The 13,191-nt window shown below is 45.8% G+C and carries 15 protein-coding genes; 13 read left to right on the forward strand and 2 right to left on the reverse strand.

What is annotated here, in order from left to right; genetic code table 11:
- The first annotated feature begins 93 nt into the window (after positions 1–93).
- The 4 genes from MKY85_RS08835 (at position 94) to MKY85_RS08850 (ending at position 4,984) form a co-directional block, all read left to right on the forward strand.
- The gene (locus tag MKY85_RS08835; RefSeq protein ID WP_339303268.1) at positions 94–2,460 is read left to right on the forward strand and encodes an endonuclease MutS2; all 2,367 of its coding nucleotides are present in this window, start codon (positions 94–96) and stop codon (positions 2,458–2,460) included.
- A gap of 50 nt (positions 2,461–2,510) precedes the next feature.
- Positions 2,511–2,951 (forward strand): DUF350 domain-containing protein, encoded by a 441-nt coding sequence (locus tag MKY85_RS08840; protein ID WP_339240835.1) that lies wholly within the window; start codon positions 2,511–2,513, stop codon positions 2,949–2,951.
- A 120-nt stretch (positions 2,952–3,071) separates the two neighbouring features.
- Complete coding sequence (locus MKY85_RS08845) at positions 3,072–3,638, forward strand: hypothetical protein (protein WP_339240836.1); 567 nt, start codon at positions 3,072–3,074, stop codon at positions 3,636–3,638.
- A 131-nt stretch (positions 3,639–3,769) separates the two neighbouring features.
- Positions 3,770–4,984 (forward strand): MFS transporter, encoded by a 1,215-nt coding sequence (locus MKY85_RS08850; RefSeq protein ID WP_342572403.1) that lies wholly within the window; start codon positions 3,770–3,772, stop codon positions 4,982–4,984.
- Between the two features lie 86 nt (positions 4,985–5,070).
- On the opposite strand, the gene MKY85_RS08855 is transcribed toward MKY85_RS08850, so the two are convergent.
- Positions 5,071–6,291, reverse strand: coding sequence for an FAD-dependent oxidoreductase (locus tag MKY85_RS08855; RefSeq protein ID WP_342572404.1), 1,221 nt, complete (start codon positions 6,289–6,291; stop codon positions 5,071–5,073).
- 97 nt (positions 6,292–6,388) lie between these two features.
- On the opposite strand from MKY85_RS08855, the gene MKY85_RS08860 reads away from it, so the two are divergent.
- The 7 genes from MKY85_RS08860 to MKY85_RS08890 all read left to right on the forward strand — a co-directional run bounded on the left by MKY85_RS08860 (position 6,389) and on the right by MKY85_RS08890 (position 10,648).
- Positions 6,389–6,622, forward strand: a complete 234-nt coding sequence (locus MKY85_RS08860; RefSeq protein ID WP_342572405.1) for a hypothetical protein — start codon at positions 6,389–6,391, stop codon at positions 6,620–6,622.
- Between the two features lie 35 nt (positions 6,623–6,657).
- Positions 6,658–7,053 carry a spore coat protein gene (locus MKY85_RS08865; protein WP_339240842.1) on the forward strand — a complete coding sequence of 132 codons (396 nt, stop codon included), beginning with the start codon at positions 6,658–6,660 and terminating at the stop codon, positions 7,051–7,053.
- 160 nt (positions 7,054–7,213) lie between these two features.
- On the forward strand, positions 7,214–7,714 hold the full coding sequence (locus MKY85_RS08870) for an Lrp/AsnC family transcriptional regulator (protein WP_237176219.1): 501 nt from the start codon (positions 7,214–7,216) through the stop codon (positions 7,712–7,714).
- Positions 7,715–7,727: 13 nt separating this feature from the next.
- Positions 7,728–8,936 (forward strand): aminotransferase class I/II-fold pyridoxal phosphate-dependent enzyme, encoded by a 1,209-nt coding sequence (locus MKY85_RS08875; protein ID WP_339260031.1) that lies wholly within the window; start codon positions 7,728–7,730, stop codon positions 8,934–8,936.
- A 143-nt stretch (positions 8,937–9,079) separates the two neighbouring features.
- Positions 9,080–9,346 carry an aspartyl-phosphate phosphatase Spo0E family protein gene (locus MKY85_RS08880; protein ID WP_091014723.1) on the forward strand — a complete coding sequence of 89 codons (267 nt, stop codon included), beginning with the start codon at positions 9,080–9,082 and terminating at the stop codon, positions 9,344–9,346.
- Between the two features lie 170 nt (positions 9,347–9,516).
- A complete protein-coding gene (locus MKY85_RS08885; RefSeq protein WP_339240844.1) occupies positions 9,517–10,068 on the forward strand; it encodes a hypothetical protein in 552 nt (183 codons plus the stop codon).
- A 37-nt stretch (positions 10,069–10,105) separates the two neighbouring features.
- Entirely contained in the window at positions 10,106–10,648 is a 543-nt protein-coding gene (locus tag MKY85_RS08890; protein ID WP_342572406.1) for a bifunctional adenosylcobinamide kinase/adenosylcobinamide-phosphate guanylyltransferase, read from the forward strand.
- An 82-nt stretch (positions 10,649–10,730) separates the two neighbouring features.
- On the opposite strand, the gene MKY85_RS08895 is transcribed toward MKY85_RS08890, so the two are convergent.
- Positions 10,731–11,342, reverse strand: a complete 612-nt coding sequence (locus tag MKY85_RS08895; RefSeq protein WP_342572407.1) for a DedA family protein — start codon at positions 11,340–11,342, stop codon at positions 10,731–10,733.
- 150 nt (positions 11,343–11,492) lie between these two features.
- On the opposite strand from MKY85_RS08895, the gene MKY85_RS08900 reads away from it, so the two are divergent.
- Together MKY85_RS08900 and MKY85_RS08905 are read left to right on the forward strand one after the other, a co-directional pair.
- Positions 11,493–12,068, forward strand: coding sequence for a cob(I)yrinic acid a,c-diamide adenosyltransferase (locus MKY85_RS08900; protein WP_339240847.1), 576 nt, complete (start codon positions 11,493–11,495; stop codon positions 12,066–12,068).
- Entirely contained in the window at positions 12,065–13,045 is a 981-nt protein-coding gene (locus MKY85_RS08905) for an RluA family pseudouridine synthase (RefSeq protein WP_342572408.1), read from the forward strand. The genes MKY85_RS08900 and MKY85_RS08905 overlap by 4 nt, the downstream gene beginning before the upstream one ends.
- The last annotated feature ends 146 nt before the right edge of the window (positions 13,046–13,191 follow it).

Below are 13,191 nucleotides of genomic sequence, written 5' to 3' on the forward strand. Positions count from 1 at the left end.
TATGGTTTAAGTTATGTGTGGAAGGATTCGTTAAATAGCGTAAGAAAGTTTCTTTCGTTATAATACAGATATAGTTTGGAAGGAGTTGTACACTTGGACACGAAAATTTTACACACATTGGAATATCGCAAAATTTTAAATACATTGCTTAGCTTTGCCCAGACGAGCATGGGAAAAAAGAAAGCGGAGCAACTTGAACCAAGCAGTGAACTTGAAGAAGTGAAGCGGTTGCTGCAGCAAACCGATGAAGCCTTTACATTCGATCGCTTGAAAGGCTCCCCGTCGTTTGGGGGAATTGTAGATATTACAGCTTCCATCAAACGAGCTGAAATTGGAGGCACACTTAACCCTCACGAACTTTTGGGAATATCCAACACGACCTTTGCGGCGCGGCGATTGAAACGTCAGATTGGTACTTTGCATGAAGATGAGCCCATCGAATCTCTGTTCTATATCAGTGACCAATTGTCAGAGCAAAAAACGCTTGAGGATGCCATCAAAATCTGTATTGACGACAATGCAGAGGTTGCCGACAGTGCAAGCGTAACGTTGGCTCAGATTCGTCGTGAGTTGCGAGGCGGTGAAGCGCGTATTCGCGAAAAGCTGGATTCCATGATTCGATCCTCTACTGTATCCAAGATGTTGCAGGATCAGCTCATCACCATCAGAGGAGACCGTTTTGTTATTCCGGTAAAAGCTGAATATCGTTCGTACTTTGGCGGGATTGTGCACGATCAGTCCGGTTCGGGTGCGACATTGTTCATTGAGCCGGAATCGATTGTAGCCATGAACAACAAATTACGCGAAACCCGGATTCGGGAAGAACGCGAAATAGAGATTATTTTGCAGAAATTGACGGCACTTGTCAGTGAGCAGGGTGAATGGCTGCTGTATGATGTCGACTTGCTGGGATCGCTCGATTTTATCTTCTCCAAAGCACGTCTGGCTCGTGAACTGAAAGCAACATTACCACGCATGAATGACCGCGGGTTCCTCAAACTGAAGAAGGGCCGTCATCCATTGATACCGATCGAAAACGTAGTTCCAATCGACATAGAGCTGGGCAATGATTACACATCCATTATCGTGACAGGTCCCAATACGGGTGGTAAGACGGTAACGCTCAAAACGATTGGATTGCTGAGCCTGATGGCGATGTCCGGTTTATTTGTTCCGGCTGAGGATGGCAGTCAGCTATGTGTATTTGATGCGATCTATGCAGACATTGGGGACGAGCAGAGTATTGAGCAGAATCTGAGTACGTTCTCCAGTCATATGACGAACATCATTCGCATTCTGAAGAATATGACGCCGAAGAGTCTGGTATTGCTCGATGAACTTGGAGCAGGAACAGACCCGGCTGAAGGGTCCGCACTGGCGATCTCCATGCTGGAGCATATGCACCGGACGGGATGTCGCATGGTTGCAACCACCCACTACAGTGAACTGAAAGCATACGCTTATGAGCGTAAAGGTGTCATTAATGCCAGTATGGAATTTGACATTAACACATTGAGTCCAACCTATCGCCTTCTGGTAGGTGTACCTGGACGAAGTAATGCATTTGCCATTGCAGAGCGACTGGGACTGCCAGGTTACATTCTCGACTACGCCCGTGGCGAAGTGAAGGAAGAGGATCAACGGATTGAGCACATGATCGCTTCTCTGGAAGAGAACCGTCTTACAGCTGAACAAGAGCGTGAGAAGGCGGAGAGCTTGCGCCAGGACATGGAGAAATTACGCAGTCGTCATCAGGCGGAACTGGAGAAGCTGGAACAGCAGCGTGATCGCCGGATTGAAAAAGCAGAAGAAGATGCACGCAGCATTGTGGACAAGGCACGCGCGGAAGCGGAGAAGATTATAGCAGATCTTCGCCTGTTGGCTATGGAGGAAGGTGCTTCCGTGAAGGAGCACAAACTCATTGCTGCCCGCAAACAACTGGACGAGGCTGAACCGGAGAAACGCAGGAAAACGGTCAAGAAGACGGCAACAGCGCCGAAGACTCGTGCCATCGGTCCTGGTGATGAAGTGCTTGTCTACAGTTTGAATCAAAAAGGCCATGTTGTAGAGATGTCGGGCAGTAAAGACGCTATGGTACAATTGGGGATTATGAAAATGAAAGTATCCCTGGATGACCTGGAACTACAACAATCGGCTCCAGCAGCCAAACCGAAGCAAAAACCGGTAACCGGTATGAAACGCACACGTGATGACAATGTGAAAAGTGAATTGGATCTGCGTGGCACCAACCTGGAAGAAGCCCTGATGGAGACAGACCGATTCATTGATGAAGCTTTCCTTGCCAACCTGGGCCAAGTTTATATTATTCACGGTAAAGGTACTGGAATTTTACGTTCCGGTATTCAGGATTACCTGCGTAAGCATAAACATATTAAAAGTTACCGGCTGGGCAATTACGGAGAAGGCGGGAACGGTGTGACCGTCGCAGAATTGGAATAGCCGGTCCATGAATCAATGATATTCTGCGACCTTATTCATGAAGGTCGCAGATGGGGAGAGGGGAACGGTGCGTGATAAAAAGCATTGACCAATTGCTGTCTCATCCTTTGGGGATGGTACTCGGTTTTTTCTCGGTAGCGATTATGGAGCTGCTTGTATTTCTGGCTTGCTTCGAACTGGTGACCAAGTATAAATGCTGGACGGAGATCAAGAAGGGCAATGTGGCGGTTGCGATGGCTACAGGAGGCAAGATCTTTGGGATCTGCAACGTACTGCGGTTCTGTATACAAGCCAAGTCTTCGGTATATGAAGCCATGACATGGTCTTTTGTTGGGTTTGTTCTTCTGCTTACCGCCTATTTTTTGTTCGAATTCCTGACACCCGTGTTCTCCATTGATAAGGAGATCGAAGCGGATAACCGAGCTGTCGGATTGATATCCATGATTATTTCAGTCTCGCTGTCGTTTGTTATTGGCGCGAGCATTATCTAGGGGGAACGGTCATGAAGATATTGATACGGATTCTGTTTGCGGCATCGATCGTGTTTTTTGCCATCGGTGTGATCTATGTGATGAATACATGATGAGATGAAAGAGAAAGGTTGATTGAATATGGAAACAACAATATGCCCTTGGTGTCAAACGGAAATTGTATGGGATGAGGAACTTGGCCCTGAAGAGGAGTGTCCATACTGCCACAATGAATTGAAGGGATATCGAACGCTCAACATTAACATTGGTGATGAAGAGAACGATGATGCAGAGGACGACATCTATGATGTGGATGATGTAAAAGATGAGGAACAGACTACGGATCTTACAGATCTGTGGGGGGATGAAGTTGAACTCAAATTGCCGGAGCTGCGAACGTTGACCAAATATGCCGATGAGGGTAATGACCTCATTCAGTATGAACAAGGTGTTCAGAAGCAACTTGATCATCAGGAAGAAGTGCCGGAGTGCCCGAATTGCCGGGAATTCATGATTCTCGCAGGTACACAAGCTGCAACGCAGGATAATTTCATGCCAGTTGCTAACGCAGTTTCAGGCGAAGGGGCGCTATTGTCACCTCCTTTTAAGGTGCTGACCTATATATGCTCGGGATGTTTCCAAGTTCAATACAGTCTGTCTGAGGATGACCGTCTGCGTCTGATTCAGAACCTGAGTGCGCAAGAGTAAGCTTCACGTAGATACGAACCACAATTTCAAAGCAATCCTGAAGATTCATCATGTTTTCCTCTTGCTTGGGGCACGTTAACCCTAAGACCTACCTGTACACAGTTCACTTCAGGTGGATGAAGGAGGAGCAGATGAAGATTACTTTAGGCCGACAATCCATTCTGCTTTTGGGCGTGAATGGATTGTTTGCGTTAGCCGGAGCACTGTCGGGAACCTTTTTGAATGTGTTTCTGTGGAGAAGCCGCCCGGATTATGCCATGTTGGGATGGTTTACTCTCAGCCAGCAACTGACCATTGGACTGACATTCTGGCTTGCTGGCAAATGGGTCAAGGAACACAATAAAATGAGTGCACTTCGACTAGGTACTGCGCTGTCCGGCATATTTTATATGATCGTCCTCTGGGCTGGCTCCAAAGCAGTAGACTGGATATGGCCATTGGGTATTCTATTAGGTTGTTCACTGGGGCTGTTCTGGATCGCATTTAATGTTGTGTATTTTGAAATAACGGATCGGGAAAACAGGGATCTATTCAATGGCTGGGTCGGGTTACTTGGCTCGATGACCGGAATTATAGGTCCGTGGTTCTCCGGTCTGATTATTACTCGCATGACAGACAACACAGGATATCGGCTCATCTTTACGGTATCACTCGTCATTTATGTGATAGCGGTAGTCTTCAGTTTTTTTCTAAAAAAAAGAAAGGTGAGCGGTACATACCGCTGGTCTGAACCCTGGATACAGCTATCCAAACCGAATAGTCCCTGGAGGACCTTAGCCTTGGGGTTATTCGCTCAGGGCGCACGGGAAGGTGTCTTTGCCTTCCTGATTGCACTGTTGGTATATTTGGCCACAGCACAGGAGTACAAATTGGGGCAGTTTTCACTCATCACTTCAGCTGTGGCACTCGTAAGTTATTGGGCAGCCGGGAAGTGGTTCAAACCACAGTTCAGATCGAAAGGCATGTTCATCGGGGCCCTCATTCTGCTCGTTGTGCTGCTTCCTCTTCTCTGGAAAGTGACCTATGGTACATTGTTAATCATGGGAATTGGGAGTGCTGTTGCGATGCCGTTGTATGTACTTCCAATGATATCAGCGGGATTCGACATGATGGGCACCAGTGGCGAAAATGTGGAGAAAAGGGTTGAACTTGTCGTTTTGAGAGAATTATGCCTGATGCTTGGCAGACTATTTGGATTGGCCATATTCATTGTGACGGTCATTAATGCTCCGTCTCTACACATGTTAACATGGCTTATTATTATCCTTGGTGCTTCTCCACTTATCGGATGGATCTTCATGCGCAAATTATTGAACCGAACGGAGGGGCAAGAGCCTGCGGCTTAGCAGGTCTCGAAATACAAACAGGGTACAGCGACAGGAAAGAGAACTTTCCGTGTGCTGTACCCTATTTGTATTGATTTGTTTTCCTGTTACACAGGAGATGGTTTACTTGTGCGTGTGAGTGAGAACAGATCCATATCAGGATTCTGTTTGCCGGCAATGGCATCCACAATTAAGGAAGCAGCAATCATGCTGTATACGGTCCCGTTACCTCCGTATCCTTCTACAAAATATGAATGCGGATAATCGGGATGGGTACCAATCAGAGGGAGACCATCATTCGTATTACCAAACACGGCACCCCAGGCATAATCGACTTCAAGATCATCTAAAGGGAAATAGGAACGTACCTCTTCCAGGAGTGTATCTCCCCGGTGTTTTGCCCGTATTTCACGTTGATCCTCCCGAGGTATTTCTTCATCCAAACCGCCTGCGATGATTCTTCCGTCGGGTGTTGTTCGCATATACAAATAGGGGCGTGCCGTCTCCCAAATCATGCTGTGTTCAGACCATTCACTAAGATCAGACAATGGTTTGGTAGCAATTGCATAAGTCGTTTTCAGATAGGCTCCACGATCCTTTTTGATGTCCTGTGTCTCGTAACCGGCAGCAAATATAACCTTCTTGGCACGGATTTTACCGTTGGAAGTGTGACATAATACACCTTCTTCATCGTACTCACAGTGTATCATCTCCGTCTGGCCATAAATTCGAGCGCCACGATTATTTGCGGATTCAAACAAGGCATGAACAAAACGATAGGGGTTCACTTCTGCATCTCCCATCGTGTACAGGGCAGCGGGTTTACTGAAAGGAAAATGCTGGCTTATTTTGTCGGCATCCCATAATTCAGCTTCAAAACCATAACGTTTCAGCGTCTCGTATTCTTCCTTCAGTAGAGTTACATCATCTTCGCTACTTGCAAAACAAAGACTTGTTCGAGGGATAAACCAAGGGTCTGTATCTAAACTGTCTGTAATTTGAGCAAGCTGTTTCATGGCCTCACGACATAGCTCATAAAAGCGTACGCCTGTCGCTTCACCAAAAGTATGGATACATGAGGTTAGTGTTTTGTCATTGGTATATTGTAAAAGACCTGTATTGGCAGAACTGCTGCCGTGGGCAATATCTCTCTTGTCAATGACAACGGTATTAATACCCTGCTCCGTGAGTAGTTTAGATGTCAATGCGCCCCCCATGCCTCCACCAATGATGAGGCAGTCACAAGAGATGTCTTCTTGCAGAGCAGAGTAATCAAATGTTGCATTAAAAGTGGAGGGCCAAAAAGGTGTGCCATAGACCAAATCCATTAGAAACATCTCCTTTATGAATTAAATTTGTATACTTTTGTGTGACCGGGTTAACAATAATTGCGCATAAACTATATGCCGAGGAGGCCAGCGAAACATGCAGAATCATACGATGCAAGCACTGAGTCCCAAGGAATTAAACTATATTGCGGACTCGATCACCAATGAAGAACTGCTGATTAAGCAGTGTGCAGCAACAGCTTTCATCACACATAATCCACAAATTCAACAGGCACTGAATCACTATGTTCGCTCACATGAACAGCATCTGAACACGCTTGTCAATGCGCTTCAGCAACATCAGTCTCTTGCCCCGACACAAGCTCAGTAATTGGACACTATTCTAACTGTATAGGAGGAAAATGCATGTATTCACAATCTTTATCATCTAATGGCTCTTTTATGCAGGAGCAGGATCTGCTGAAGTCTATTCTTGCAGATTTGAGACGAACCTCGCGCGAATATACGACTGCGACTACGGAAGCATCCTGCCCGATGACACGTCGAATGTTCACCGATTTAACGAACGATACCCTGAGATTACAGGGAGAACTGTTCAATCTGATGCAGCAAAACAACATGTATTCCGTGTCGGCCAAAGCACTCCGTCAGGATGTGGACAAGCAGCTCCAGTCTGCACAACAGGCCCAACAGAAGTGTCAGCAATTCATTCAGGAAAAGAATACGCAGAACAGCTCATATAGCCAAGCTCCTAATGTGCCTCAGCATCAGCCGAATTACGGTAACCCTTATTACATGTAACCTTTGCAAAAGAGGTTTGAAGCACCTAACGTTCCAGGACCATACCACCGCTTGCCCGAATTCAGGGCAGGCGGTCTTTTGTCTATGCATCAACGTTAAATTCATGTAATATAAGTATTAATTCATTTTCAGGAACCTGGATGACGCTGGAGGGAAAACCATGAAAGATTTGAACGATCTGCAATTAAAAGTTCTGGATCTGTTGAAGGAAGACGCGAGAAGGACTCCCACACTGCTGTCGACGCTGCTGGGGGAGTCGGAAGACAAGATCAAAAACGCCGTGGCGCAGCTTGAACAAGACCACGTCATCGTGAAATACGCAACTGTCGTGAACTGGAGCAAAATAGATGATGAAAAAGTAACGGCCCTGATTGAGGTTCAGATCACGCCGGAGCGTGGTCGTGGCTTTGAAGGGATTGCCGAGCGCATTTATCTCTATCCGCAAGTGAAATCCGTATATCTCATGTCAGGTGCATACGATCTGCTCGTTGAAGTGGAAGGTGGCAACCTGCGTGAAGTGGCTAATTTTGTGTCGGAGAAACTGTCTCCGATAGACTCTGTACTTTCAACCAAAACGAATTTTATACTTAAAAAATATAAGCAGGACGGGATTATCTTTGAAGACCATCAAGAAGACAACCGTCTCATGATCTCGCCGTAAAGGAAGATGTGTCATGATAGTGAATGAACAGACAACCGGGAACAATAAGAAAATGACAACTTATCTGGCACCCCTCGTGCAGCAGATACCTCCATCCGGAATTCGTAAATTTTTTGATCTGGTTGGAGACAACAAGGATATTATTACATTGGGTGTGGGTGAACCTGATTTTGTTACACCTTGGCATATGCGTGAAGCCTGTGTCTACTCGCTGGAAAGAGGTATGACCAGTTACACATCCAACGCAGGTATGCCGAAGTTGAGAGAAGCCATCAGTGAATATCTGGATACTCAGTTTGATACCAAATACGATCCCAAGGATGAGATTATTGTCACCGTGGGTGGCAGTGAAGCGATTGATCTGGCTTTGCGTGCGTTAATCGTACCTGGCGACGAGATTCTCATTCCTGAACCTTCCTACGTGGCTTATTCACCAATCGCTTCAATCGGTGGCGGTATACCGGTTGGGGTTGAAACCTACGCAAAAGATCAGTTCAAGTTAACGGCCGAAGCACTTGAAGCTGGCATCACACCGAAGTCGAAAGTGGTTATTCTGTGTTATCCGAGTAATCCCACTGGGGCCATCATGACGTATGAAGAGTGGCTGCCGATTGCTGAAGTGATTAAAAAGCATGATCTGATTGTAATCGCTGATGAAATCTATGCTGAATTGACGTACACACAAAAACATGTTAGCTTTGCAGCTATTCCTGACATGAAGGAGCGAACAATTCTCGTAAGCGGATTTTCGAAGGCATTTGCAATGACAGGTTGGCGGATCGGTTACATGTGTGGTCATCCTGAGCTTATTGCAGCCATGCTCAAAATCCATCAGTATACAGTAATGTGTGCACCGGCCATGGGTCAGGTTGCTGCACTTGAGGCATTGACGAACGGTTTGGGTGAGAAAGATCGGATGGTAGAATCGTATAATCAGCGTAGACGTTTAATTGTGCAGGGATTCAGGGATATTGGACTTGATTGTCATGAACCTCAGGGAGCATTCTATGCATTCCCGAGTATTCAAAAGACAGGTATGAGTTCCGACCTGTTTGCTGAGCGATTGTTAACAGAGAATAAAGTTGCTGCTGTTCCCGGCAATGTTTTTGGCCCTCAGGGTGAAGGCTTCTTGCGCTGTTCTTATGCTACTTCTGTAACCCAATTGAATGAAGCTTTGGAACGAATCGGAAACTTTGTTTACAAACTGCAAAAAGAGGGTTAATACTAAAGTAGAATCTTTTTACAAATGTGACATTGTTATCGTTGGAAAAAAATAACTTTCTTTTACAAAATAATGTGATATAATTTCAATTTGAAATAAGTTTTCATATATTTGGAAAACATTTTTCCAAGGAGGGGTTAGCTTTGTTTTGTGTTGAATATGATTTACCGACGAATCGTGGGCACGTTCTGGCAGAAGGCGATCATGGCGACCGATGGTCGGTGAAACCCGATAACGCATCTTTGCATGACATTTCCTTGGAAGATGAAATTCATATGCTTCGTCGCAAGATGGAACAGATCTTCCTCGAAGAGAAATCATTCACATCCGATATTGTAATTGAAATCAGCAGTTTGCTGGATTTAAAGATTAATGAGTATATGAAGGCTAACCCGATCAAAGCAAAATAACGTTTATGCCGGATTGAAACGTTTCATTAATCGAATTAGAGAGGGAGACCTGAGAGGGTCTTCTTTTTTTGTGTGTGCAAAGGCAGGGTGATCGCCCGATCAAACAGGTTATTTTTTTGCGTGGAACAATTGTGATATATTGGACGTAGGAGACTAAAGGGGGAACTGGAATGAAGAGATTTTGGGGGCTTACTGCGATCGTTTCTATCGTTTTTCTGCTTGCTGGTTGTGGTGGTAAAGATGGTTTTTCCATTTTTATCATTGATAACCAAGGAAATCCATCTGTAATCTCAGAACAGTTACAGGCTAATCTGCAACAGAAACTGGGCGAGGAACCCAAGGTAGAAGTGATCACCAGTGCGATGTATGATGTTCAGAAAATTATGGTTGAGTACGCAGCTGGAGGACATGATATCTTCATTTTGCCTGAATCTGACATGAAACAATATGGAAGTAATGGTTCCAATATTCCGCTGGATGATACTTTTGACCCCAAGAAGTTTGAACGGGGGGTATTTGAGGGTGGAGTATTGGTAGAGAAGGGTGAAGGAGATGGAGGTTCAGATATCAAACAAGAATCACATCTTTACGGCATTCCGCTCGAAGATATGAAAATGTTTAAAGATGTAGAATATGCTGCGAGCAATCTGTTCGCTACCATTCCAGTGTCATCTTCCAATGTCGAAGAATCCAAGAAAGTGCTGAAGGCGCTGACAGAGTAAAGAAAATTCAGAATGGCTATGGAAGGAGGGAAGCGGATTGCTGATTACGGTCACAGGCGGCATAGGTAGTGGTAAAACCCGGTTTGCCCTCAAGTACGCAGCCGGGATTAGCCGGGAGGGTGTATATTTATCCACTGGTGATCATGATCCCGTTATTCCCGAATTGCCATCCGCTCATTATCGTGCCATTCAAGCCGGGAACGGTCAGCATCTGACAGAGGTGATCACCCAGATTAATCGGGAATCCAATCTGTTTTTGGCGGATCAGCGAATTGTAATTGTAGATAGTTTGACCTCCTGGATGGCTACCAGTTTCAGAGCAACCGAGGATCTGAATCAGCAGCGATCAGAGACACAGCTTTTGCTTGATGCGTTATTGTCTTATCAGGGGAAGCTGCTTGTGATTACCAATGAAATGCATGGCACATTACATCCTACCGAGGAAGAACGAATATTTACAGCGAGAATGGCTTCGGTTAACCGGATGCTGCAGATACATGCTGAAAAGATGTACATGCTGGTATCTGGTCTGGCTATCGATCTTAAGAGTCAGGGCATGCGAAATGAAGATGAACGATAGTGAGATGACATAAACGGGTGACTTAAAGAGGCCTCCTTAACCACGAATGGGTGGCGAGGAGGCTTTATTTAATCATCGTTCTTTATTTTTTCTTTTTGCTACGTCTGATCCACCAGATGATACATCCGATAACAATAATGGCTAGCATGACGTACACCACGATGGAATAGACGTCCATAAAGTGCAAAATGCTCTCCCACGATGCGCCAAGCGCAGCACCGACGCAGACAAGAATGACATTCCAGATCAATGTACCAATGGTTGTAAAGAGAAGGAATAAACCAAATTTCATATTGGACATGCCTGCCGGAATGGAGATAAGACTACGTACGAGGGGAACCATTCGGCAGAATAATACGGTCCACATGCCATATTTGTCAAACCATGCATCGACACGGTGAATATCCTCTTTTTTGATGCGTAGCACATGTCCCCAACGTTCCACAATTTTCTCAAGGCGCTCGACGTCAATGAGCAGACCAATACCATACAGCATGACAGCACCAAGGACGGAGCCGATGGTAGCAGCGATAATAACCCCTGGAAGAGTTAGACTGGTGTAAGTGGTCAAGAAACCGCCAAATGGCAAGATGATTTCGGATGGAATCGGGGGGAATACATTCTCAAGAGCAATAATGAGTGCAATGCCTATGTAGCCGTATTGTTCCATGAAATCGGTTATCCAGTTTTGCATAATCGTCTCCCTTTGCTTTTGGTTTCCTTCGATTTGTCGTATACTCGGCAGAGCACACCAATTCTTATATACGTGTACAGCGAGAAACTGGTTTCTGAAAAAATAGCATTCCCGTATTCATTAATGATATTAACAATTGGAGGGATAACGATGGGCATATATACACGAACAGGTGACGAAGGTCAGACCTCGGTTATTGGTGGACGTGTCATCAAGGATGATGACCGAGTAGAGGCTTATGGTACGATTGATGAATTGAACTGTTTTGTCGGTCAGGCGATTAGCCTTATTGAGTCGGCTCAGGGCGAATTCGACGATCTGCGTGAACATCTGCTGGAAGTGCAGCAGGAATTGTTCGATTGCGGGTCGGATCTGGCCTTCGTGAAGATTAGTGAGACCAAATATAAGGTGAGAGATGAAATGGTCACACGTCTGGAGCAATGGATTGACCAGTATGATGCAGAGAATCCGAAAGTGGAACGCTTCATTATTCCAGGTGGCAGCCAGTTATCCTCTGCTTTGCACGTATGCCGTACCGTATGTCGCCGCGCAGAACGTCGCACGGTAACACTGGGACAACATACGGATATTAATCCGTCTGTACGGCGGTATCTAAACCGACTGTCTGATTATTTCTTCGTAGTTGCACGGACGGCCAACGCGAGACAACAGGTGGCCGATATTGAATATGTGCGGAGCAAAAAAGTCTTCCGCCGCAAAGAATGAGCCAATACTATTCGCCCATTGTCTACACGGTGACCGAGCAAGAAGATGGCTGGCTGCTGAAGACCGTGCTTCAGCGGCGGCTGCTGGTGTCCCGCAAGCTCTTGTCCAAAATCAAGCTGACGGAACAAGGCGTTATGCTTAATGGGGAGCGCGTATACATTAGCGTCAAGGTAGCTGCAGGTGATGTCGTTGAAGTTCGGATGGAGCAAGAGGAATCGGATGATATTTTGCCTGAACCTATCCCCTTTACCGTTCTGTATGAAGATGAGCACTTACTTGTTGTAAACAAGGATGCAGGCATCATCGTTCATCCGACACATGGACATTACACAGGTACTTTGGCGAATGGAGTCGTTCATTACTGGAAATCCAAGGGTGAGCGATTCCGGTTTAGACCAATTCATCGTCTTGATCAGGAAACGTCAGGTGTGCTGGTTATAGCCAAGAACCCGTATGTGCACCAGCACGTATCTGAACAGATGATTGCAGGGACGGTAGACAAGAAATATATTGCGTTTGTACACGGCAGCCCCGTCCCGGAACAAGGGTCAGTGGATGGGCCGATTGACAGGGATCCTGAAGAGCCACACCGCCGAATTGTAACGCCTGATGGTTACGCTGCAAGAACGTTGTACACGACTTTAACACGTTGGTCTGGGGGCAGTGCCAGTGCAATAAGTCTCAAGCTGGAAAGTGGAAGAACCCATCAGATCAGGGTACATATGACGTCCATCGGTTGCCCGTTAATTGGAGATCGGATGTACAAGACACTACCTGTGCATGAGATTGATGAACAGACCATGGCTGTTCGGGAAGAACGGGACAGCTGGATTGAACGTCAGGCATTACATGCCTGTGAACTGACGTTTGAGCATCCGATTCTCCGGGAACGCATAGCGTTCCAGGCCCCTTTCCCAGCAGATATGGCCGCACTGGAACAGCGTTTGAATGATGAGGCAGCAATTTCAAATCTGTAAAAGCGTTTAAAAATATTAAATCTAAATGGTTTTGGTCCAAAAAAATAGCGAATGTGTGTTTTGATCTCATTCGCAAAAATCAGTAAAATTACATGGCGATGGTATCGATTTGGAGCGACTTTTGGATTTGCGAAGCAAACCAAGGG

The sequence above is a fragment of the Paenibacillus sp. FSL R5-0749 genome (genome assembly GCF_038595085.1).
Lineage (GTDB): Bacteria > Bacillota > Bacilli > Paenibacillales > Paenibacillaceae > Paenibacillus.

What these genes read in the sequence shown, in the direction of transcription:
- MKY85_RS08885 (WP_339240844.1), top strand. Translation starts at nt 9,517, where the DNA reads ATGAAGAGATTTTGGGGGCTTACTGCGATCGTTTCTATCGTTTTTCTG.
- MKY85_RS08895 (WP_342572407.1), bottom strand. Translation starts at nt 11,342, where the DNA reads ATGCAAAACTGGATAACCGATTTCATGGAACAATACGGCTACATAGGC.
- MKY85_RS08900 (WP_339240847.1), top strand. Translation starts at nt 11,493, where the DNA reads ATGGGCATATATACACGAACAGGTGACGAAGGTCAGACCTCGGTTATT.
- MKY85_RS08860 (WP_342572405.1), top strand. Translation starts at nt 6,389, where the DNA reads ATGCAGAATCATACGATGCAAGCACTGAGTCCCAAGGAATTAAACTAT.
- MKY85_RS08850 (WP_342572403.1), top strand. Translation starts at nt 3,770, where the DNA reads ATGAAGATTACTTTAGGCCGACAATCCATTCTGCTTTTGGGCGTGAAT.
- MKY85_RS08865 (WP_339240842.1), top strand. Translation starts at nt 6,658, where the DNA reads ATGTATTCACAATCTTTATCATCTAATGGCTCTTTTATGCAGGAGCAG.
- MKY85_RS08840 (WP_339240835.1), top strand. Translation starts at nt 2,511, where the DNA reads ATGGGGAGAGGGGAACGGTGCGTGATAAAAAGCATTGACCAATTGCTG.
- MKY85_RS08855 (WP_342572404.1), bottom strand. Translation starts at nt 6,291, where the DNA reads ATGGATTTGGTCTATGGCACACCTTTTTGGCCCTCCACTTTTAATGCA.
- MKY85_RS08845 (WP_339240836.1), top strand. Translation starts at nt 3,072, where the DNA reads ATGGAAACAACAATATGCCCTTGGTGTCAAACGGAAATTGTATGGGAT.
- MKY85_RS08870 (WP_237176219.1), top strand. Translation starts at nt 7,214, where the DNA reads ATGAAAGATTTGAACGATCTGCAATTAAAAGTTCTGGATCTGTTGAAG.
- MKY85_RS08905 (WP_342572408.1), top strand. Translation starts at nt 12,065, where the DNA reads ATGAGCCAATACTATTCGCCCATTGTCTACACGGTGACCGAGCAAGAA.
- MKY85_RS08875 (WP_339260031.1), top strand. Translation starts at nt 7,728, where the DNA reads ATGATAGTGAATGAACAGACAACCGGGAACAATAAGAAAATGACAACT.